Origin of the sequence: Streptomyces sp. NPDC002566 (assembly GCF_042889585.1) — a bacterium.
GTDB lineage: Bacteria > Actinomycetota > Actinomycetes > Streptomycetales > Streptomycetaceae > Streptomyces.
Window position 1 is genome coordinate 394549 of the sequence record NZ_JBIARD010000007.1, and the last position, 20565, is coordinate 415113.

The 20565-nt window shown below is 73.6% G+C and carries 16 protein-coding genes; 5 read left to right on the forward strand and 11 right to left on the reverse strand.

Annotation, left to right across the window (positions count from 1 at the left end; genetic code table 11):
- Nucleotides 1-91: 91 nt before the first annotated feature.
- Nucleotides 92-1180 (reverse strand): hydrogenase expression protein HypE, encoded by a 1089-nt coding sequence (locus ACFYXA_RS28545; RefSeq protein WP_352250972.1) that lies wholly within the window; start codon nucleotides 1178-1180, stop codon nucleotides 92-94.
- Nucleotides 1181-1316: 136 nt separating this feature from the next.
- The gene (locus tag ACFYXA_RS28550) at nucleotides 1317-2996 is read right to left on the reverse strand and encodes a hydrogenase maturation protein (protein ID WP_389038091.1); all 1680 of its coding nucleotides are present in this window, start codon (nucleotides 2994-2996) and stop codon (nucleotides 1317-1319) included.
- Nucleotides 2997-3258: 262 nt separating this feature from the next.
- Here ACFYXA_RS28550 and ACFYXA_RS28555 point away from each other — a divergent pair, with 262 nt between their 5' ends.
- Complete coding sequence (locus ACFYXA_RS28555) at nucleotides 3259-4653, forward strand: M1 family metallopeptidase (RefSeq protein WP_389038094.1); 1395 nt, start codon at nucleotides 3259-3261, stop codon at nucleotides 4651-4653.
- A gap of 215 nt (nucleotides 4654-4868) precedes the next feature.
- Entirely contained in the window at nucleotides 4869-6440 is a 1572-nt protein-coding gene (locus tag ACFYXA_RS28560; RefSeq protein WP_389038097.1) for a hypothetical protein, read from the forward strand.
- A gap of 31 nt (nucleotides 6441-6471) precedes the next feature.
- Here the strand turns inward: ACFYXA_RS28560 and ACFYXA_RS28565 are convergent, their stop codons facing one another.
- The 3 genes from ACFYXA_RS28565 to ACFYXA_RS28575 form a co-directional block, all read right to left on the reverse strand.
- On the reverse strand, nucleotides 6472-6846 hold the full coding sequence (locus ACFYXA_RS28565) for a hypothetical protein (RefSeq protein WP_389038100.1): 375 nt from the start codon (nucleotides 6844-6846) through the stop codon (nucleotides 6472-6474).
- A gap of 140 nt (nucleotides 6847-6986) precedes the next feature.
- Nucleotides 6987-8927 (reverse strand): molecular chaperone HtpG, encoded by a 1941-nt coding sequence (gene htpG / locus ACFYXA_RS28570; RefSeq protein WP_389038103.1) that lies wholly within the window; start codon nucleotides 8925-8927, stop codon nucleotides 6987-6989.
- A gap of 96 nt (nucleotides 8928-9023) precedes the next feature.
- Entirely contained in the window at nucleotides 9024-9170 is a 147-nt protein-coding gene (locus ACFYXA_RS28575) for a hypothetical protein (RefSeq protein ID WP_352250756.1), read from the reverse strand.
- A gap of 128 nt (nucleotides 9171-9298) precedes the next feature.
- Between ACFYXA_RS28575 and ACFYXA_RS28580 the strand changes: the two genes are divergently transcribed.
- Nucleotides 9299-9784 carry a DUF6174 domain-containing protein gene (locus tag ACFYXA_RS28580; RefSeq protein WP_389038107.1) on the forward strand — a complete coding sequence of 162 codons (486 nt, stop codon included), beginning with the start codon at nucleotides 9299-9301 and terminating at the stop codon, nucleotides 9782-9784.
- A gap of 33 nt (nucleotides 9785-9817) precedes the next feature.
- Entirely contained in the window at nucleotides 9818-10579 is a 762-nt protein-coding gene (locus tag ACFYXA_RS28585; protein WP_389038110.1) for a ZIP family metal transporter, read from the forward strand.
- A gap of 34 nt (nucleotides 10580-10613) precedes the next feature.
- Here ACFYXA_RS28585 and ACFYXA_RS28590 read toward each other — a convergent pair whose 3' ends face one another.
- Both ACFYXA_RS28590 and ACFYXA_RS28595 read right to left on the reverse strand, forming a co-directional pair.
- Nucleotides 10614-11795 carry a PP2C family protein-serine/threonine phosphatase gene (locus ACFYXA_RS28590; protein ID WP_389038113.1) on the reverse strand — a complete coding sequence of 394 codons (1182 nt, stop codon included), beginning with the start codon at nucleotides 11793-11795 and terminating at the stop codon, nucleotides 10614-10616.
- A 115-nt stretch (nucleotides 11796-11910) separates the two neighbouring features.
- On the reverse strand, nucleotides 11911-12768 hold the full coding sequence (locus tag ACFYXA_RS28595) for a DMT family transporter (RefSeq protein ID WP_352250764.1): 858 nt from the start codon (nucleotides 12766-12768) through the stop codon (nucleotides 11911-11913).
- A 178-nt stretch (nucleotides 12769-12946) separates the two neighbouring features.
- Between ACFYXA_RS28595 and ACFYXA_RS28600 the strand changes: the two genes are divergently transcribed.
- Nucleotides 12947-14089, forward strand: coding sequence for a PP2C family protein-serine/threonine phosphatase (locus ACFYXA_RS28600; protein WP_352250766.1), 1143 nt, complete (start codon nucleotides 12947-12949; stop codon nucleotides 14087-14089).
- A 27-nt stretch (nucleotides 14090-14116) separates the two neighbouring features.
- Here the strand turns inward: ACFYXA_RS28600 and ACFYXA_RS28605 are convergent, their stop codons facing one another.
- The 4 genes from ACFYXA_RS28605 to ACFYXA_RS28620 form a co-directional block, all read right to left on the reverse strand.
- Nucleotides 14117-16342, reverse strand: a complete 2226-nt coding sequence (locus tag ACFYXA_RS28605; RefSeq protein WP_389038116.1) for a S9 family peptidase — start codon at nucleotides 16340-16342, stop codon at nucleotides 14117-14119.
- Nucleotides 16315-18099, reverse strand: a complete 1785-nt coding sequence (locus tag ACFYXA_RS28610; RefSeq protein ID WP_389038119.1) for an N-acetylglutaminylglutamine amidotransferase — start codon at nucleotides 18097-18099, stop codon at nucleotides 16315-16317. The genes ACFYXA_RS28605 and ACFYXA_RS28610 overlap by 28 nt, the downstream gene beginning before the upstream one ends.
- 242 nt (nucleotides 18100-18341) lie before the next feature.
- Nucleotides 18342-19541 carry a glutamate--cysteine ligase gene (locus ACFYXA_RS28615; RefSeq protein WP_389038122.1) on the reverse strand — a complete coding sequence of 400 codons (1200 nt, stop codon included), beginning with the start codon at nucleotides 19539-19541 and terminating at the stop codon, nucleotides 18342-18344.
- A 102-nt stretch (nucleotides 19542-19643) separates the two neighbouring features.
- A complete protein-coding gene (locus ACFYXA_RS28620) occupies nucleotides 19644-20561 on the reverse strand; it encodes an SDR family oxidoreductase (RefSeq protein WP_389038125.1) in 918 nt (305 codons plus the stop codon).
- Nucleotides 20562-20565 lie beyond the last annotated feature (4 nt).

A 20565-nucleotide genomic window follows, 5' to 3' on the forward strand; every position in this document is an offset into this window, starting at 1 on the left:
CCGTGCCCTTCGTTGCGCTTGCGCGGGAGCTGGTGGGGGTGGTCGGGATGGTGCGGGGACGCCGTTCAGCGGGCGCACCGGCGCGGGTGCGTCACCAGGGGGGCCGGTAGCCGGTGGTGATGCGGTCGCCGGTGTGGCGCCACTTGGGCTCCTTGTCCACGGTCCTGGCGGTGAGCGAGCGCAGCTTGCGCACGACCGCGCCGTAGGCGCCGCTGGCGTTGCTGGAGACCTTGGCGCCGGGCGGCTCGTCCATGAACGGCATGAACTTGTCGGGGAAGCCGGGCATGGTGCAGGCGATGCAGATGCCGCCGACGTTGGGGCAGCCGCCGATGCCGTTCATCCAGCCGCGCTTGGGGACGTTGCACTTGACGACGGGACCCCAGCAGCCGACCTTCACCAGGCACTTCGGCGAGTCGTACGACAGGGCGAACTGGCCCTGCTCGTAGTAGCCGGCGCGGTCGCAGCCCTCGTGCACGGTGGCCCCGAAGAGCCAGGTCGGGCGGAGCTTGTCGTCGAGCGGGATCATCGGGGCGGCGCCGGCCGCCTGGTAGAGCAGGTAGGTGAGCGTCTCGGAGAAGTTGTCGGGCTGGATGGGGCAGCCCGGGACGCACACGATGGGGATGCCGGCCTTCGACTTCCAGTCCCAGCCGAGGTAGTCCGGGACGCCCATGGCGCCGGTCGGGTTGCCGGCCATGGCGTGGATGCCGCCGTAGGTGGCGCAGGTGCCGATGGCGACGACCGCCAGGGCCTTGGGCGCGAGCCGGTCGATCCACTCGCTGGTGGTGATCGGCTGGCCGGTCTCGGGGTTGTCGCCGAAGCCGCACCAGTAGCCCTCGGGCTTGATGTCCTCGTTGGGGATGGAACCCTCGATGACCAGCACGAACGGGTCGATCTCGCCCCGCTCCCCCTTGAAGTACCACTCGATGAACGTGTCCGAGCCGCCGACCGGACCGCACTCGAAGTCGATCAGCGGCCAGTGGACGGCGATCTTCGGCAGGCCGGGCAGGACGCCGAGCACGATCTGCTCGACGCTCGGCTGCATGGCCGCGGTGAACGCGACCGAGTCGCCGTCGCAGCTCAGACCGGCGTTGATCCAGAGGATGTGGATCGGGGGCGCCTCGTCGGCGGGCGCGCCTGCGGCGTCCGCAGCGCCGACGGTGTCCGGCGTCGCCTCAGTCATGGGACCGCCTCCTGGGGAGGAATGGGGTGAAGGCCTGCATGTCGACCTCAGAGTTCTTCGTACCAGCGGACCGCTCGGGTGGTGATGTCGGAGAGGGCCGTTGCGGTGACGTCCGAACCGGGGGCGGGAAAGGGGTTTAGGACGCCCGAGGAGGGCGTGCCTTGTGGACGAAGGCGCGGCGCAGGGCGTGGTAGGGGGCGGCGGGGTCGTGGAAGATGGCGCGCATCCGGGCCAGCTCCCGCTCGCGGTACTCGGACAGCGGGGTCGTGCTCCGCAGGCGGTCCAGGTCGGCCTTCTTGGCGGCGATCCGGGACGCGGTCGCCGGCAGCGCGGCCAGGCGTGCGGCGAGAGCGCCGGCCTCGGCGGCGAACTCCGCCGGGCCGCCGGCGACGACGCGGTCGACGAGGCCGATCCGCTCGGCGCTCGCGGCGCTCACCGGCAGGGCCTCGCTCATGAGGCGTTCGGCCGCCGCCCGGCCCACCCGGCGCGGCAGGCTGTACGTCCAGTACTCCGAGCCGTACAGGCCCATCAGCCGGTAGTGCGGGTTCAGCACGGCGCCGGAGCGGCACCACACCTCGTCCGCGGCCAGGGCGAGCATCACCCCGCCGGCGGCGGCGTTCCCGGCGACGGCCGAGACCACGAGCCGGTCCGTCGTGGTCAGGACGGCCTCGACGAGATCGTCGATGGCTTCGATGTTCGCCCAGGACTCGGCGGCGGGGTCGGCCGCCGCCTCGATGACGTTGAGGTGGATGCCGTTGGAGAAGAAGTCCCGTGCGCCGCCCAGCACGAGCACGCGGGTGGGGCGGGCGCACGCCCGCCGGTAGGCGTCCAGCAGGCGGCGGCACTGCGCGGTGCTCATGGCGCCGCCGGGGAAGGAGAACGACAGGAAGCCCACCGCCCCCTCCTCCCGGTAGCGGATGTCCGCCCAGGTCGGGTGCGCCACCTCGGGCAGCGGGGGCAGGGCGGCCTCCGGCAGGGCGGGCAGCCGGTCGCCGAGGGCCTGGACGGCGGGGAGTTTGAACGTGGGCGGCGCTCCGGGGGCGCGGCGGGGGCGCAGTTCGGGGATCCACACCGCGCCGTCGGCGGTCGCCCGGCAGATCGCGCCCGCTCTGGTGGCCAGCAGTGCGCCGGGGCGGCCGCGCAGTTCGCTCTCCGGGTGGCCGCCGTGGAGGTACCACTCGCCGCCGAGGAGTACGTCGAGCACGCCCGGCTGGGAGTCGGCGGCCCGCAGCTTGCGCAGGACGGTCTCGGTGGCGTCCTCGGCCCAGTCGACGCGCCGGACGCGCTGGTCGAGATAGGGGCGGGTGCGCGGCCCGGCCTGGCCCTGAGCCGCCGCTTCCTGCGGCTGGGGCGTGTACGTACCGGAGGCGAAGCGTTCGACGGCGAGCAGGACGGCCGTGAGGGCGGCGTCCGCGACCTCGTTGCGGTAGAGGTCGCTCTTGCCCGCCGGGGGCAGCGCGCAGGACACGCAGGCCCACACGTCGCCGGCGTCCATCTCCTCGCCGGCCTGGAGGACGGTGACGCCCCACCGGTCCACGCCCTCCTGGATCGCCCAGTCGAGGGAGGACGGACCGCGGTCGCCCACGGGCCCGGGGTGCACGACGAGACAGGTGTACGCCGACCACACCTCCCGTGGGATCGCCGTCTTCAGCATGGGCGCGATGACGAGGCGGGGGGCGTGCCGCCGTACGGCTTCGGTCAACGAGCTTTCCGGCAGGGCGAGTTCCACCGCCACCGTGTGGCCGTGGTCGCGCAGCTCGGCGTGGACGCGCTGGGTGAGGCTGTTGAACGCGCTGGCCACGAGCAGGATGTGCACTGCTGCCTCCGGACGGACGCAAGGGCGGGCGGACGACTGGGAAGGGCGGACTGCTGAAGGGGTGGGCGGAAGGGCGGCGGAAGCGATCGTGCGGGATGCCGGACCGGCGGCCTCGGCGACAGACGGATGAGTCATCCGAAAGCAGGCATCGGCGTCCCCGTCCGGTCCCAGAGTCGCAGGAGGGGCGCCGGGCGCGCCGGGACTGTCCCCGATCGGTCACGGCAGGGTCGGGCGGGGCGGTTGTGTGGCAGGATCCGCTGCCATGTCGCCGTTACCTGTGTGGTCGTCAAGTCCCCTGCACCGTCTGCTCGTCGTGCTGCTCGCGTCGCTGGTGGCGGTGGCCGCCACGGTGACCGGAGCGGCCGCCGCACCCGGGGTGGCCGCGAGCGCGGCCGGGGCCGCGACGCCCGACCTCCTCAGCTACGACGTGACACTGCGGGCCGACGCGGACGGCTCCCGCTGGACCGGGCACGAGCGGGTGTCGTTCCGCAACGCCTCCGGCCGGCCGCTGCGCGAGGTGTACGTGCGGCTGTGGGGCAACGGCGAGGACGGGTGCGGCACGGCCGGCGCGCCCTCCCCCGTCAACGTGTCGCGGGTGCGCGGCGGCACGCCGGGCCCGCTCAGCGTGGGCTGCACCGCCCTGCGGATCGCGCTGCCGGAGCCGCTGGCGCACGGCGGGCGCGCGAGCGTCGCCTTCGACGTGTCCGTCACGGTGCCCGAGCGCAACGCCCGCTTCGGACGTGAGGGCGCGTTCCGCTTCCTGGGCAACGCGCTGCCGGTGCTCGCCGTGCACGACGCCGAGGGATGGCACCTGGACCCGTACGTGGCGACGGGCGAGAGCTTCTACTCCCTGGCGGGCGACTTCCGGGTACGCCTGGACCACCCGTCGGCCCTGAAGGTCCCGGCGACCGGCCGCACCCGGACCCTGCCCGGCGCCCCCGGGCGCACGGTCACGCTGAGCGTCGCCGACCGGGTGCGGGACTTCGCCTGGGCGGCCGGCCCGTTCCGCACGGCGACGCAGACCTCTCCCGGGGGCGTGCTCGTGCGGTCGTACTGGGCGCCGGACACTCCGGCCGAGGGCGTGCGCCTCAACCGGCGCGACGGCGTGGCCGCCGTGGACCGCTTCGGGAAGGAGTTCGGCCGCTATCCGTACGGCGAGATCGACCTGGTGATGACCGCCGGCTTCGGCGGCGGGATGGAGTATCCCGGGCTGGTCCTCCTCGGCACCTCCGAGGAAGGCGGCGCCGTCGTCCACGAGGTCGCCCACCAGTGGTGGTACGGCATCGTGGGCAACGACCAGTACGCCGCGCCGTGGCTCGACGAGAGTTTCGCCCAGTACGCCAACGCGCGTTTCCACGGCTGGCAGGACTTCGACTGCTCGGAGATCTCCTGGCCGAGCGAGGAGGCCGAGCTGACCCGCTCGATGGCCTACTGGTCCGAGCACCGGGACGAGTACCACGTCGTCTACATGGTGGGCCCGTGCGTCCTGGCGCGTCTGGAGGCCGTCCTGGGCGCCGACGCCATGGCGGGGATGCTCCGGCGCTACGTCCGCGACCACCGGTACGGCGTCTCCACCACCGCCGACTTCAAGCGGGCCGCCCAGGCGGCGACGGACGCCGACCTCGGCCCGTTCTGGGACGAGTACCGCGTCCGGTGAGGGCCGGCGGACGCCGGTCGCGTGCCCGCGGTCCGGGGTCCGTGTCGTCGGCGTCCACCTGATTCGGCATGAGTGATCATGACTGGGCATGATCGGACACGACCTGGCAGTTGTCGCCCCCAACGGGTGCTCCGCCCCGCTCTGTCGGCTTTCCCCCTCTACCCTTACACTGCCAAGTCACAGACATGCATGCGGAGTTGACGGGGGAGGCCGCCATGTCCGACGGCGGGTACGGCAGATACGACAACGGCTACTTCGTCCCACCGATGCCGGCGGCCCCTCCGCCGCCGCCCGCGGACGGCGCACGGGCGGTCGCGGTCGCGGTCCTCAACCTCAGCGGTCTGGGCCTGGGTTACGCGCTGACGCGGCGCTGGGCCCTGACGGCGCTGTGCTGGATCGCCACCGCCGTCCTGCTGATCGTGGCGCTGCCGGCCGACCCGGACGGCGTCCCCGAGGGGGCGCTCGTCGCCTACGCGGTGTTCCTCGTCCTGGCGGCGGCACACGGGGCGCGCGTGGGTCTGCGCACGCCGCTGGCCCTGCCGGGCCGCGCGCCGCTCGCGCTGGCGCTGGGGCTGCTGCTGCTCGCCGTGCCGGCCGGGGGCGTGGTCTGGTACGACGCCGAGCGGGACGAGGCGGTGCAGCAGATGCTGCTGGACCGGCTGGAGGAGGCCGACCGGCTGGTCGCTGCGGCGGGCAAGAAGGAGTTCACCGCGGCCGAGGCCGACTACCGCAAGGCGCTGACCGCTTACGAGGACCTGGTGGCCGATCACCCGGACTCGCGGGCGGCGGCACGGGTGCCCGGCCGTATGAAGACGTACTACGCCACGGTCGGCGCCCCCTACGAGCAGCGCGAGTACTGCACGGCGATCGCGCCGCTGACGTATCTGCGCACGGTCCCCGACCGGGTGAAGAAGACCGAGCTGGGCGAGCTGGAGAAGTGGCCCGACGAGCGGCTGGCGACCTCGCTGTACGAGTGCGCCTCGGCCGGACTCGCGGCCGACCAGTCGACCTGGGCGGCGCAGTTCGGCGAACTGCTCACCACCTTCCCGAAGTCGGCGCAGGCCGCGAAGGTGGAGCCGGCCGTGAACGCCGCCGTCGTCCGGGAGGAGAAGGGGCTGCGCGGGGCGGATCCGTGCACGGCGGTCCAGCGGCTGCGCGCCCTCGCCACCCGGATCACCGAGCTGCCCGGCGAGAAGGCGGGGATCGACGCGGCCCTCGCCAAGGACGCCGGCCGGGCCACGGCCCAGGTGGCCTCGGGGACCTACACCTGCGGCGTGGACCAGTACCGGGACGGCGACTTCGACGCCGCGCTGACCACGATGAACGAGTACGTCACGGCCAACAGGGCGGCCAAGAACGTCCCGTTGGCGAAGAAGATCGCGATCGCGGCGGAGGTCGCCCAGACGGTGCCGGAGGCGGGCAAGAAGCTGCCCACGCTGCGCAGCGGCGGAAGCATCTCCGTCACGGTGAAGAACGACAGCCCGGACGCGGTGACCGTCCTGTTCACCGGGCCTGTCACCGGCAGTCTCACCCTGAAGGCGTGCGGCGGCTGCCGCGCCTACTCCCTCGGCAGCACCGTCAGCCCGTACTTCAAGCCGTGCGAGGGCGGCAAGAACTACCCGCAGCGCACCATCAGCCTGCCGCCGGGCACCACGTACTTCGTGCACAAGTCGAACGGCTCCAGCATCTCCTCCTCCACGCCCGCCTCGGACACGGCGAAGCTGGAGAACGGCTATGTGTACACGGAGTGCGCGTACACCACGGAGTCGTTCGGCTCGGGGCTCTGATCCCGGGCCGGCCGCACCGGGGCCGCCACCGTCAGGCGGCCCACAGCCGGCCGCGCTCGGGCCTCGGGCGAGCGGCGGGACGGGCGGCCGTCCGCGCCGCGCGGGCGGGCGGCGCGGGGGTGCGGGCCGGCCGGACCCGGTAGATCGTCCTCGTCGGGTCGGTGAGGGGCTCACCGAGGGTGATGCGGCCGGCGGAGTGCAGCCGGTCGCACTCGGCGGTGGGGAGGGCCGTGTAACAGCCTCCCCGGCCGGTGCGCGCGTCCAGCGGCTGCCAGTAGCTGTACCTGCGGCGTCCGTCCGCGTGGACGGTCACGAAAACGGGCGTGCCGGAATCGTTGACGATGCGCAGGACGTCGGCTGCGGCCGGGCTGAGCGGAGCGCCGGAACGGAGGTTGGGCGATATCAACGGAGGCCTTTCCGGTGGCAGGGTCACGAGACCGCCTACCCGGCCCGGCCGGAGTTGATCTCATTTCCTTCGCATCTTCCACCACGGCACTGACATCGATGCCCGAGCCCCGGTCCGGCCGCCGTCGACGACCCCCTTGTTCACTCCGCCTGGAGCGCGCGTTCCATGCGGTCGGCCAGCAGCTGGACGAACCGGGCCGGCTCCTTCGGACGGCCTCCCTCGGCCAACGCGGCGAGGCCGTAAAGGAGTTCGGTCGTCTCGGTGAGCGCGGTGTCGTCCTCCGGCTTGCCCTTGAAGGCCTGGTCGAGGCTCTTGACCAAGGTGTGCTCCGGGTTGAGTTCCAGGATGCGCTGGGCGCGGGGCACCTCCTGGCCCATCGCCCGGTACAGGTTCTCCAGCGCCGGGGTCAGGTCGTGCGCGTCGGAGACCAGACAGGCCGGGGAGACGGTGAGGCGCGAGGACAGCCGTACGTCCTTGACGTCCTCGCCGAGCCGCTCCTTCATCCAGGCGAGCAGCGGGGCGTACTCCTCGTCCCGCTTCTCGCGGCTCTCGGCGGGCTCGTCCCCGGCGCCGGCGTCGAGGTCGATCTCGCCCTTGGCGACGGACCGCAGCCGCTTGCCCTGGAACTCCCCCACCGTGTCGGTCCACACCTCGTCGACCGGGTCGGTCAGCAGCAGGACCTCGATGCCCTTGGCCCGGAACGCCTCCATGTGCGGCGAGTTCTCGATGGCCTCGCGGGACTCGCCCGTCATGAAGTAGATGTCGTCCTGCCCGTCCTTCATCCGCTCCACGTACTGCGCGAGCGTCGTCGGCTCGGCGCTGTCGTGGGTGGTGGCGAACGAGGAGACGGCGAGGAGGGCTTCGCGGTTCTCGGAGTCGGTGACCAGTCCCTCCTTCAGGACGGAGCCGAACTCGCGCCAGAACGTGGCGTACCGCTCGGGCGCGGAGCCCCTCATGTCCTTGATCGAGGACAGGACCTTCTTCGCCAGCCGGCGGTGCATCAGCTGGATGTGCCGGTCCTGCTGGAGGATCTCGCGGGAGACGTTGAGGGAGAGGTCCTGGGCGTCGACGACGCCCTTGACGAAGCGCAGGTACGACGGGAGCAGCGCCTCGCAGTCGTCCATGATGAAGACGCGCTTGACGTACAGCTGGACGCCGCGCTTGTAGCCCTGGGTGAACAGGTCGTGCGGGGCGTGGGCGGGGATGAACAGCAGGGCCTGGTACTCGAAGGTGCCCTCCGCCTGGAGGCGGATGGTCTCCAGCGGGTCGTTCCAGTCGTGGCTGATGTGCTTGTAGAGCTCGTGGTACTCCTCGCTCTTCACCTCGTCGCGGGAGCGGGCCCAGAGGGCCTTCATCGAGTTGAGGGTCTCGGGCGCGGGGGCTTCGGCGGGCTCGTCGGTGTCCGCGGTTTCCGTGGTGTCCGCGGGCGCGGGGGCGGCCATCCGGATCGGCCAGGTGATGAAGTCCGAGTACCGCTTGACGATCTCCCTGATCTTCCAGGGGGAGGTGTAGTCGTGGAGCTGGTTCTCGGGGTCGGCCGGCTTGAGGTGGAGGGTGATCGCGGTGCCCTGCGGGGCGTCATCGACCGTGCCGAGGGTGTAGGTGCCCTCGCCGCGGGACGACCAGCTGGTGCCGTGCTTCTCGCCGGCCCGCCGGGTCACGAGGGTGACTTCGTCCGCGACCATGAAGCTGGAGTAGAACCCGACGCCGAACCGGCCGATGAGGTTCTCGGCGCCCGCCGGGTCGTCCGCCTGCTTCAGCTGTTCGAGGAACTTGGCGGTGCCGGAGTTGGCGATGGTGCCGATGAGGTCCGCCACCTCGTCGCGGGACATGCCGATGCCGTTGTCCCGCACGGTGAGCGTGCGGGCCTCGGCGTCGGTCTCGATCTCGATGTGCGGATCGGACACGTCGGCGTCCTGCGCCTCGTCCCGCAGCGCCGCCAGACGCAGCTTGTCCAGCGCGTCGGAGGCGTTGGAGACGAGTTCCCGCAGGAAGACATCCTTGTTCGAGTAGATCGAGTGGATCATCAGCTGCAGCAGCTGACGGGCTTCCACCTGGAACTCAAACGTTTCCGTCGACATGGTGGGCGACTACCTCCCCGAATTCCCGGATCCCTCCGGAACTGACTGACGGCAGTCACTGTAGAACAGGCAGTCACCCGATCCGTGCGAGCGGTGTCAGTGCCGGGTGCGCAGCCGGGCGAGCAGTCCGCGGGCCTGGGAGCGCCGCCGGGGGTCGGCGGCCTGCCGGCGCACCTGCTCGATGGTGCGCCGCCCCTGCGGACTGCGCGCGAACTCCTTGATGCGCTGAATGACGCTGCTCATCCCTGTCTCCTCCCGTGAGGCCGTTCTCTCTGCCGTCCGCGTACCCGCCGACGGGCTCTTCAACGGAGTGAGTCGAACGTTTCGCGGCCGGACGGCGTCACAGCGGTAGCCGAACACAGGGAGCTGTCATGACCGTTGCCGCGCGCCCGCGGACCCGTGCCGTCTTCGTCGCCGCGCTGATCGCCGTGTTGTCGTCCTCCGTCGCCGCCTGCGGCTCGTCCGGTGCGCCGGGCGGCGGGAGGGACGGTGGGGCGAGCGGTGGGCCGGAGGTCGCGTGGGAGGAACCGGCCGCCTACAGCTACACGTTGACGTCGACGACCCAGGTGCTCGCCGGGACGTTCCGGGTGAGTGTGCGGGACGGGGCGGTGACGTCGGCCGAGGGGCTGGACGCGGACAGCCGCCGTCGGACTCGGGAGCTGACCGGCCGAGTGCCCACCATCGGGGCCCTGTTGGAGATGCTGCGCACGGCCCGCAGTGAGGGGGCGGACACGGCGGAGGCCCGGTACGCGGCCGACGGGCATCCCGTGCGGATCACCCTGGACTGGTCGGAGAACGCCATCGACGACGAAGCCCTGTACGTCATCAGTTCCTACCGGCCGGCGCCGCAGCGGTGAATCCCCGCAGGTGTCGTGGGTAGACGGACCAGCATGTCTGATGTGGTGCTTGCGGGGTTGTGGGGACTGGTGGCCGGTTCGGCGTTGCTGCTGGGAGCGCTGGTGGGGTACGGGGTGCGGGTCCCGCAGAAGGTGATCGCCATGGTCATGGCGTTCGGCGCGGGCGTGCTGCTGTCGGCGGTCTCCTTCGAGCTGGTCGGCGAGGCGTACGACGAGGGCGGGCTCGGTCCCGCCGCCGTGGGGACGCTCGTCGGCGCGCTGGCGTACACCGTCGGCAACCTGTGGCTGGCCCGCCGGGGCGCGCGGCATCGCAAGCGCTCCGGGTCCGCGGAGGGCGAGACGCAGCCCTCGGAGGGCGAGCAGGGCGGTTCCGGCACGGCGCTGGCCCTGGGGGCGCTGCTGGACGGCGTCCCGGAGTCGGCGGTGATCGGGGTCTCTCTGCTCGACGGCGGCGCGGTGAGCCTGGTGACCGTGGCGGCGGTGTTCATCAGCAACGTGCCCGAGGGGCTGTCCAGTTCGGCGGGGATGCGCAAGGCCGGCCGGAGCAAGGCGTACGTGTTCGGGGTCTGGGGCGCGATCGCCGCCGCGAGCACCGTGTCGGCCGTGCTCGGCTACACCGTGGTGGGCGCGTTCTCCCCCGCCGTGATCGCCGCGGTGACGGCGGTGGCGGCCGGGGCGATCCTCGCCATGATCGCCAACACGATGATCCCCGAGGCGTTCGAGAACGCGCATCTGGCGATCGGGCTGGTCACGGTCTGCGGTTTCCTCGTCTCCTTCGCCCTGTCGCACGCCTGACGGTCGGCCGTGGGGGCGCGGTTCGTCCGTGCGGTCAGGTGCGGGCGGGCGGCTGCCATTCGAGCATCAGGATGGTGGCGTCGTCGCGCAGGCCCTCCGGCTGGGTGTCCAGGACGGAGTGGATGAGGCGGCGCAGCGTCTCGGGGGCGAGTTCCCCGGCGGCCGTGGCGCGGATGACGTAGTCCGCGAAGCGTTCGAGGCCGAAGAGGCTGCCGTCGCGGACGCGGGCCTCGGTGACGCCGTCGGTGTAGAGCAGCACCCGGTCCCCCGGCCGGAGGGGGTATTCGTGGGTCACGCGCGGCTCCCCGGACAGCAGCGCGGGCAGGCCCATCGGCGGTCCCGGTTCGCGCTCCAGCGCGTCGACGACCGGCCGCTGGTCCCGGATCAGCAGGGGGGCTGGGTGGCCGCAGTTGCTCCAGTACAGCATGCCCGTGGCGAGGTCCAGCTGGGTCACGACGGCGGTGCAGAACTGGTCGGGCAGCCACTCGGCGAGCGCCCGGTCCGCGCCGGCGACCAGCTCCGCGAGGCCGGCTCCGCTGCGGCGGGCGTTGCGGCAGGCGGCGAGGGTGACCGCGCTGGTGAGCCCGGAGGCCAGGTTGTGGCCCATGGCGTCGACGACGGTGGCGTGCAGGCGGGTGTCGGTGAGGCAGTGGTCGAAGGCGTCCCCGCCGAGCTGGTAGGCGGGTTCCAGGACCGCCGTGGAGACGACGCGGCCGTCGCCGATGGTGCGGGGCGGGAGGAAGGCCCGCACCAGTTCGGCGGGCAGGTGCATGGGCTGGGTGCGGATGTGGCTGGCGTAGGAGTCCTTGTAGGCCCGTTTCGACGTGAGCATCATGCCCAGCAGTGCGGTGAGCGCCCGGCCCCGGGTGAGGGAGCGCGCGGTGAGCGCCTCCCCGTGCACGGCGACGACGCCGAGCCGTTCGGCGCCGTCGAGCAGGGGGAACCAGGCGGTCACACCGCCCGCGCCGTGCGCCTGGACGCGCAGGGACTGGGTGCGGTAGGTCCAGCCCGCGAGGGAGTCGTCGATGGAGAGGGGCGGCGCCACGTCGGTCAGCGGCACGAGGTGGCGCTGTTGCAGGTCGGCGAGGTAGACGACGGCGTGCGGGAGGTCGAGCGCCTTCGTGCAGCGGTCGAGCGCCGCGCTCAGTTCGAGCGTGGAGGTGACGGGGTCGGCGAGGAACTCGCTGAGCCGCTCGTCGCTGGCCTCGGCCGACACACCGCATCACCGCCTCACCGGCTGCCGCTCGTCCTCGCGGCAAGTCTCACACCGGGGCGGGGCGCGCGCAGGTCGGCGGGGGTGTGCCGGGCGCGGCGGCCGTCCCGCCGGGCGCTCAGCTGACCACCTCGGCCAGGTTCGGCACCACGCGGGTCAGCCGGAAGACGCCCCACAGGAGCAGCAGCGCGCCCAGCGCCTCCGGCAGCAGCCACCAGCCGGTGCGCACGCGCTCGTCGAACAGGGTGACGCCCAGGACGAGGCTGATCGTCGCGTCGCCGATGGTGAGCGGCGGCTGGGAGGCGCTGAGCGGGCCGGCCTGGAGGGCGTTCTCCAGCAGCAGGACGGCGCAGACGCCGGCGAGGGCGAAGGCGTACGTCTGCCAGATGGTGAGGAAGGCGACGAGGCCGTCGTCGGCGAGGCGTTCGGTGGCGGACTTCATCAGGGCGGCGGTCAGGGCGTTGCCGACCGCGGCGGCGCACGCCAGGACGGCCGCGCGGAACAGGGGCGGGCGGCCGGGGCGGGCGAGGAGGACAGCGGCGGCCATGGCCGCGACGCACAGCGTCAGCGCGGGGATCCAGCGGGCCAAGGGCGCCTGTTCGCGGACCTCCTCCGGCGCCGCCGACAAGAGGAGCACGGCCAGGCCGCCCACCACCGCCGCGACAGCCCGCCAGGCGGCGGCGGACAGGCGCAGGTGCAGCAGGGGGACGGCGATCAGCAGGGCGAAGGGCAGTTCGAGGACGAAGAGGGGCTGTACCAGGGCGATGGCCCCGTTGACCAGGGCCAGCGCCTGGAACACGGCGGCGCACACGACGCCCGCGACGCCGATCGCCCAGGCGGGCCGGTGCGCGAGCGCGCGCAGGAGGGCGAGGCCGCCCCCGCGCTGCACGGTGGAGGCGGCCTTGCGCTGGAACGCCGTACCGGTGGCGTTGCTGGCGGCGCCCAGGACGGCGAAGAGCACGGCGAGGACGATCACCTGTCCACTCCACCACGACGGGGCTCGGGCGGCCCGGTGGTGTGGCTGGGGCGGTCGGGTGGGGCCCGTCGGCGGGCCTCGGGTCGGGTCGGGTGGGTCTTCGGGGTGGTTTGGGACGATTATGGGTGAGGAGGGCGTTTCTCGGGGGCGCCGGAGGATCGCGGGGGCGGGAGGGTTGGTGGGTACGTCACTGGATCCCGAGGCCTCGTCCGTGAGGGGCGGGGCCGGGCCGCCGTTGCGGTGGTCGGTCGTCCTCGGGTGGCTGGTCGGCACGACGGCTCTGCTGGCCGTCATCGGTCTCTTCCTGGACCGGGAGACCCGGCTCGCCCCGTTCCTGGTGGTGCTGCCGGCGCTGTTCTCCGGACGGGGCACGGTACGGCAGACCGTCGTCGCCTCCGTGTGGGTGACGCTCACGATCGTCGCCGCGCTGTTCGACCGGGCGGAGGACTCGGTCGGCGCCGGGGTGGCGACCGTCGTCTTCGCGCTCGTCTTCAACGGGCTCAGCATCGCGCGGGCGGCGCAGCGCGTGCGCAGCGAGGGCGAGATCGCCCGGCTGCGGTCCGCCGCGGCCGCGTTGCAGCGGCAGTTGCTGCGGCCGTTCCCGCTGGTGACGGACCAGCTCCTCGTGCACGGCCTCTACCAGCCGGTGGAGGAGGACAGCCGGGTGGGCGGCGACGTGTACGAGGTGGTCGCCTCCCCTTACGGCAGCCGGGTGTTCATCGGGGACGTGCAGGGCAAGGGGCTGCCCGCGATCAGCGCGGCGTTCGCGGTGCTGAGCGCGTTCCGGGAGGCGGCGGTGGCCGAGCCTACGCTCACCGCGGTCGTGGACGCGCTGGAGGAGGCGGTGCTGCGGCACAACTCCTTCGCCGCGCAGGTCGGCGAGAGCGAGCGTTTCGTGACGGCGCTGGTCCTCGGCGTCGACTCCGAGGACGAGGTCCAGGCGATCAACTGCGGTCATGTCGCTCCCTTGCTGCTCGACGGGGAGAAGACGGGGTCGGCGCTGCGGGGCGAGCCGCACGTTCCGCTGGGCCTCGACGCGCTCGCTCCCACGCCGCGCACGGTCGACTGGTTCGCGTTCCCCCACGGCAGCACGCTGCTGCTGTGCACGGACGGCGTCACCGAGGCCCGGGATCCGTCCGGCGCGTTCTATCCGCTGGAGGAGCGCGCGCCGGTGTGGGCCGGGGTGCGGCCCGGCGAGGTGCCGGCCGCCGTCTACCGCGACCTGCGCCGCCACTCGGCCGGCACCCCCGGCGACGACACCGCGCTGATGGTGGTGCGCCGCAGGTCGGACGTCGACGGGGCGGACGCGGACGTGCCGTGACGTGTCGCGGCGCCCCGCCACGGATGGTCAGCCGGTCAGATGGCGTTGCATCCAGTCGGCGGCCGTGCGGCGGAAGAGCCTGCGGTTGTCGGCGCGGCGGAAGTCGTGGCCCTCCTCGTGCAGGAGCAGCAGCCGTGCCTCCAGACCGCGTTCGCGGGCCGCCCGGACGAACTGCTCGGACTCGGCCGGGGGCACGTTGGTGTCGTGTTCGCCGTGCACGGCCAGCACCGGGGCCCGGAGCTCGTCGATCCGGCTCATCGGGGACAGCGAGCGCAGGAGGTCGCGGTCGTGTTCGGGATGGCCGTACTTGTGGGCGGCCGACCGGGCGATCCACGGCTCGGTGCCGGCGAAGAACGTCATGAGGTCGGACATCCCGCAGACGGCGATGCCGGTGCGGAACAGGTGCGGGTGCCACACCAGGGACGCCATCACCAGGTAGCCGCCGTAGGAGCGGCCCATCACGGCCAGCCGCCGCGGGTCGGCCGGGCCCTCGGCGACGGCGTGGGCCGCGCAGTCGGCGACGTCGTCGATGGCGGCGAACCGCCCCTCCCCCAGGTCGGCGTCGACGAAGCTGCGGCCGTGGCCCGACGAGCCGCGCACGTCGGGGGCGAAGACGTCCAGGCCTCGGCTGATCAGCTCGTGGTAGAGGGGGTGCAGGACCGGGCGTTCCTGTTCCTCGGGTCCGCCGTGCAGATGCAGGACGCAGGGCGCGGGCTCCCCCGGGGAGCGGCCGGGGGCGCGGTAGTACCAGCCGCCGAGGGTGAGGCCGTCCCGTGCGACGGGGTGCATCGGCACCGGGCGGGTGGGCGGCCGGCCCGGCGGGACGGCGTCCTCGTCGCGGGAGGACCAGGGGGTGCGCACGGGCGCGCCGGACGGCACGTGCCAGATGCCGGGGCGGCGGCGGGAGCCGGACAGGGCCACCACGGGGCCGTCGGCGCCGGTCAGCGGGGCGACGCGCGTGACGACCTCGTGCGGGAGGTCCACGGGCCGCAGCGGGAGGACCGTCCCGTCGGGCGGCGCGGCCGGGGGCAGCGAGGTGAGTTCGAGTTCGCTGACGCCCTTGGCGTTCCACGCCAGCGCGGCGTTGCGGCTCTCGCGGTCGAGGTACAGCAACTCCAGTCCGCAGCCGTCGCGTTCGGCGACGACAGTGGCGCCGAGGGGCTGTCCCCGGGGGTCGAGGCGGATCGCGGTGAGGGCGGCGTACTCGCGCTCGTCGTCGCTGCGCAGCCACACGGTTCGGCCGTCCGGTGAGAAGGCGCCGATCCACGGGTCGCCGTCGGCGACCCGCTTCACGCAGGTCACGGCCAGGTCGCGGGTGCGGACGACGAGGGCCTCGCGGCGGCCGCGCGGGCCCCGGCGCAGCAGGGCGAGCCGGCCGTCCTGGCTGAGGTCGCACACGCGCAGGGTGGGCGCGGCGGGTTCGGCGGCGAGGAGGACGGGAGCTGACAGTCCGTCGGGGTCGACGAGGTATGCCGACAGGGTCCTGGCCTCCAGTCCGTGGTCGGCGGCGGCGCCCCGGTGCTGCGGGCCCTGCTGGGCCGGCAGGCCCGGGTGCACCAGGTGCGGGCGGCCCGGCGGGGCCGGTTCGGTGACGGTGACCGCGAGGGCCGTGCCGTCGTGCTGCCAGCAGCCGAGGTGTGCGGAGGTGCCGGGCTCGCCGCCGGCCAGGAGGTGCCGGTCGGTGCCGTCGGGCCGTACGCACAGCACCTGGGTCAGTTCGCCGCCGCCGGGGGCGACGGTGTAGGCGATCCACCGTCCGTCGGGCGACCAGGACACCTCGGTGACCGGTTGCGGGTCGGCGTCCAGCAGACGCACGTCCTCCCCGCCCAGGGGTCCCGCCCACAGCTGGGGCACGCCGGCGCGGTCGCAGATGAACGCGATGTGCCGGCCGTCCGGGGCGGCCGAGGGGTACCAGCAGCCGTGGGACAGCAGCGGCTGCGGGGCGCCGTGCGCGGCGGAGGTGTCGGGGAGCGGCAGGGGCGCGGGCGCGGGGCCCAGCGCGTCCGGCGGGCGGTTGCCGAGCCCGTAATCCGGCCCGCCCGGCCCGCCCGGCCCGTCCGGCCCGCCCGGCCCGTCCGGCCCGCCCGGCCCGTCGACGGGGGCGGGGCGGGCGCGCGGGTCCGCGCCGGTCGGCGGGAGGCCGGACGACCTCGTCCCGTCCGCCGTGAGGGGATCGGACGAGGTCGTGCCGGCGACGGCGTGTCCCGGCCCGTCCGCCACCGCGGTCAGTGGATCCGGTGCGTCTGCAGCCATGTTTCCAGCAGCGCTATCTGCCACAGCGTGTTGGCTCCTCGCCTGGTGCGGTGCGCGTCGGGCGCCGCGAGCAGTTCGTTGACGTATTCCCGCCGGAAGACCCCGCGGGCCCTGGCCTCGGGCGCGTTCAGCGCTTCGCGGACGCGCTGGAGCACCGGGCCCGCCATGTGCTTGATGGCGGGGACCGGGAAGTAGCCCTTGGGCCGGTCGACGACCTCGCGCGGGAGGACCTTGCGGCCGACCGCCTTGAGGATGCCCTTGCCGCCGTCGGCGAGCTTGAGCTCCGGCGGGCAGGCGGCGGCCAGTTCGACCAGTTCGTGGTCGAGGAAGGGCACCCGGGCCTCCAGGCCCCAGTCCATGGTCATGTTGTCGACCCGCTTGACCGGGTCGTCGACCATCATCACGTGCGTGTCGAGTCTGAGGTCTGCGTCGAGCGCGGTCTGCGCGCCGTCGGCCGCCATGTGGGCGCGGACGAACTCCGAGGAGACGTCGTGCTCCGGCAGGACGCCGGGTTCGAGGATGCCGGCCAGGTCGGCGTGCGAGCGGTCGAAGTAGGCGTCGATGTAGGCCTCGGCGGCACGCTGCCGCGGCACGTTCGCCATCGCCGGGTACCAGTGGTAGCCGGCGAACACCTCGTCGGCGCCCTGGCCGCTCTGGACGACCTTGACCTCCTTGGCGACCTGCTCGGACAGCAGGTGGAAGGCGACGGTGTCGTGGCTCATCATCGGCTCGCTCATGGCGGCGACCGCCGCGTCGAGGGCGCCGGAGACCCGGTCGGAGGGCACCATCAGCTGGTGGTGGCGGGTCTGGAAGTGCGCGGCCACCAGGTCGGAGTAGGCGAACTCGTCGCCGTCCTCGCCGCCTTCGGACTCGAAGCCGACGCTGAAGGTCGCCAGGTCGCTCTGCCCCTCGTCGGCGAGGAGCGCGACGATGAGGCTGGAGTCGAGCCCGCCGGACAGCAGCACGCCGACGGGGACGTCGGCGACCATGCGGCGGCGGACGGCGGTGCGCAGCGCCGCGAGCACCGCGTCGGTCCAGTCGTCGGCGCTCATCGCGGCGTGCTCGGGGCGCCGGGTGTAGGAGGGCTGCCAGTAGAGGTGGTCGTGGCGGGTGCCGTCGGGCTCGATGACGCGGACCGTGGCGGGCGGGAGTTTGCGCACGCCGTTGAGGACGGTCCGGGGCGCGGCGACGGTGGCGTGCCAGCTGAGGTACTGGTGCAGGGCCGCGGGGTCGAGTGAGGTGTCCACGTCGCCGGCGGCGAGCAGGGCGGGCAGCGAGGAGGCGAACCGCAGGCGCTCCGGGCTCTCGGCGAGGTAGAGGGGCTTGATGCCGAGCCGGTCGCGGGCCAGCACCACGCGTCCGGTGTCCTGTTCGACGAGGGCGAAGGCGAACATGCCGTAGAAGTGCCGTACGCAGTCGGTGCCCCACTCCAGGTACGCCCTGAGGACGACCTCGGTGTCGGAGTCGGAGAAGAAGCGGTGGCCGAGGCCGCGCAGTTCGTCGCGCAGCTCGCGGTAGTTGTAGACGCAGCCGTTGAAGACGCCGCTGATCCGGGCGCCCGGGTCGGCCATGGGCTGGGCGCCGCTCTCGGACAGGTCGATGATCTTCAGCCTGCGATGGCCGAGTGCCACCGGGCCCTGGGACCACAGTCCGCGGCCGTCGGGGCCGCGGGGCGCCAGCCGGTCCGTCATGCGTTCCACGGCCGCGATGTCGGGCCGGCCGCCGTCGAAGCGGATCTCGCCGCTCAGCCCGCACATCGCGCGGCCCTCCGTCCCGTCAGGCCCTGGCGTTCAGGGCGGGGAACGCGTTCTCGGAAGGGGTCGTGCGGGCCGGGCGCGCAGGCCCGGCCGGTCGGCGCGGGATCGTCGGAGTCTTCCGGTCCGGGGCGGGTCGCGGGGCGGGCGGGACGTTCACAACAGGCCCTGGAGGAAGGCCGGGTGCTGCACATGACGGAGTGACGCTCCTTGTCGTGGGGGACGGGACGGGCAGGGGCGCGGGCCTACGGCTCGGGCGTTCCTGCCGGGGCCGCCGCGGGGGCGTGCGGGTACGCGTGCCGGGCGGCGGCCCTGGTCGGCCGGGAGGGGCGGGTCGCCCTGGGCGGGCGGGGCGTCGCCCGGGTCCCGCGGGTCTCCGCGACCATCAGGTCGATGCTGGCGAGGAGGTCCTCGGTCTGCGCCGCGTGGCGCAGCCGGTCGGCCGCGCTGCCCGCGGCAAGCGTCTCCTCCAGCAGGGCTTCGACGATGCTCCGGTCGCCGGAGGCCTCCAGCGCGGGCCGCAGCCGGGCCGCCATCGCGCGCAGGACCGTGCCGGCGGGCTCGGCGCGGTGGGTCTCGGGGTGGACGAGCGCGCCTTCGAGACCGGAGCGGGCGGCCCGCCAGGTGGCGGCGCGCAGCCGGTCGTGGCGGCCGTCGCACAACGGCCCGTCGTGGCGGGCCAGACGGTCGCAGGCGTCCCGTACCAGGGCGCGGAAGAGGCCTGCGACGAGCACCACGGTCTCCACCCGGGGGCAGGCGTCGCAGATGCGCAGCTCCAGGGTGCGCTGGTGGGCGGAGGGCCGTACGTCGTGGTAGGCCATGCCGGCGTCGGTGATGACGCCCGAGGCGATCAGCTCGGCGAGGGCGGCGTCGTACTCGGCGGCGTCCCGGTAGCAGCCGGCCGGGCCGGCGGTGGGCCACCGCTGCCACACCATGGTCCGCCAGCTGGCGTAACCGGTGTCGGCGCCGAGCCAGAACGGCGAACTGGCCGACAGGGCGAGCAGCGGCGCGAGCCAGGGCGAGACCAGGCACATGGCGCGCACGGCGGTGTCGCGGTCGGGTACGTCGACGTGGACCTGCGCGCTGCAGATGAGCTGCTCGTCGGCGACCCGGCGGTAGTCCTCGACCATGCGCCGGTAGCGGGGGTCGGCGGTGACGTCGCGGGAGGTGACGCGGGCCAGCGGGACGGTGCCGGCGGCGACCACGGCGAGCCCCAGGGAGGAGGCGGCCTCGTCCAGCCTGCCCCGGGTCCCCGACAGGTCCTTGAAGAGGTCGTCGAGGGTGTCGTGGACGCCGCTGTTGCTCTCCACGACCGTCTGCTGGAGCTCGCGGGTGAAGCCGTCTCTGTCCGCCCGGCCGAGAAGTTCGTCGGCGCGTGGCACGAGCCGCCCGCTCTCCACGTCCAGCACATGGAACTCTTCCTCTACGCCTATGCGCACCGTCACGTTCGTCTCCCTCGCCCTGCTTCGGCGCCCCCGCCGCACCGCGGGGTGCGGCTCCCGGAGTGATCGGCTCCCCGAGTGCCCCGGACGGCCCAGGTGTAAGCGTCAGATCGACCCTTTGCGTCCCAGGCTGCTCAGGTGAGCGGCTTCACTGTCGGCTCGTCCGCCCGCGCCGAGCGGGCCCGTCCGGCTGAAGGCCTCCCGCGCCTCCAGCCGGGGCAGCGCACGCCGGCAGCGGCGCAGCACCAGCGGCGGCAGCGCGGCCCGCGTCACCTGCGCGAGACGCAGCCAGCGGGGGACGTAGACGGCGGTACGGCGGCGCTCCACGGCCCGCGCGAGCCGCTCGGCGACCTCCTGTGCCGGGTAGACGTGCCGGGCTGGCGGGGGCATGTGGGCGCGCAGTTCGCGCAGGACGGCGTACCGGTCGGCGTCGCGGATCATGTCGGTGTCGGTCCAGTTGATGTAGGCGATGCCGACGGCCACGCCCCGGTGGGCGACCTCGGCCCGCAGCGAGTGCGCGAACGCCTCCACGCCGGCCTTGGAGGCGCAGTAGGCGCTCATCATCGGCGCGGCGCCGATCGACGCCAGGGAGGCGATCTGGAGGTGGTAGCCGGCGGTCTCCTCCAGGTCGGGCAGGAACGTCCGGGCGGTCAGGGCGCTGCCGGTGAGGTTGACGTCGACGACGCGGCGCCAGACGTCCATGTCCTCCGTCTCGAAGGGGCCGCCCTCGGCGATGCCGGCGTTGGCGACGACGACGGACGGCGGGCCCAGCCGGGCGCGGACGGTGTCGGCGGCCCGGCCGAGGGCCGCCGCGTCGGTGATGTCGACCTCGACGGCCACCGCGGGCGTGGGCAGCTCGGCGGCCACCGCCTCCAGCGCCGGCCCCTCGTGCCCGAGCAGGGCCAGGCGTGCGCCGCGCCGGGCGAGGGCGTGCGCCTGGGCCGCGCCCAGCCCGCGGGCCGCGCCGGTGACGACGACGGTGCGGTCGGCGAGGGGGCTGCGGGCGGGCGGGATGTTCGCCATGGGG

Coding starts and splice junctions, on each gene's coding strand:
- ACFYXA_RS28610 (WP_389038119.1), bottom strand. CDS start 18,099: ATGTGCGGGCTGAGCGGCGAGATCCGCTTCGACGGCGGCCGGCCCGAC.
- ACFYXA_RS28620 (WP_389038125.1), bottom strand. CDS start 20,561: ATGGCGAACATCCCGCCCGCCCGCAGCCCCCTCGCCGACCGCACCGTC.
- ACFYXA_RS28585 (WP_389038110.1), top strand. CDS start 9,818: ATGTCTGATGTGGTGCTTGCGGGGTTGTGGGGACTGGTGGCCGGTTCG.
- htpG (WP_389038103.1), bottom strand. CDS start 8,927: ATGTCGACGGAAACGTTTGAGTTCCAGGTGGAAGCCCGTCAGCTGCTG.
- ACFYXA_RS28545 (WP_352250972.1), bottom strand. CDS start 1,180: ATGACTGAGGCGACGCCGGACACCGTCGGCGCTGCGGACGCCGCAGGC.
- ACFYXA_RS28575 (WP_352250756.1), bottom strand. CDS start 9,170: ATGAGCAGCGTCATTCAGCGCATCAAGGAGTTCGCGCGCAGTCCGCAG.
- ACFYXA_RS28580 (WP_389038107.1), top strand. CDS start 9,299: ATGACCGTTGCCGCGCGCCCGCGGACCCGTGCCGTCTTCGTCGCCGCG.
- ACFYXA_RS28555 (WP_389038094.1), top strand. CDS start 3,259: ATGTCGCCGTTACCTGTGTGGTCGTCAAGTCCCCTGCACCGTCTGCTC.
- ACFYXA_RS28560 (WP_389038097.1), top strand. CDS start 4,869: ATGTCCGACGGCGGGTACGGCAGATACGACAACGGCTACTTCGTCCCA.
- ACFYXA_RS28605 (WP_389038116.1), bottom strand. CDS start 16,342: ATGGCTGCAGACGCACCGGATCCACTGACCGCGGTGGCGGACGGGCCG.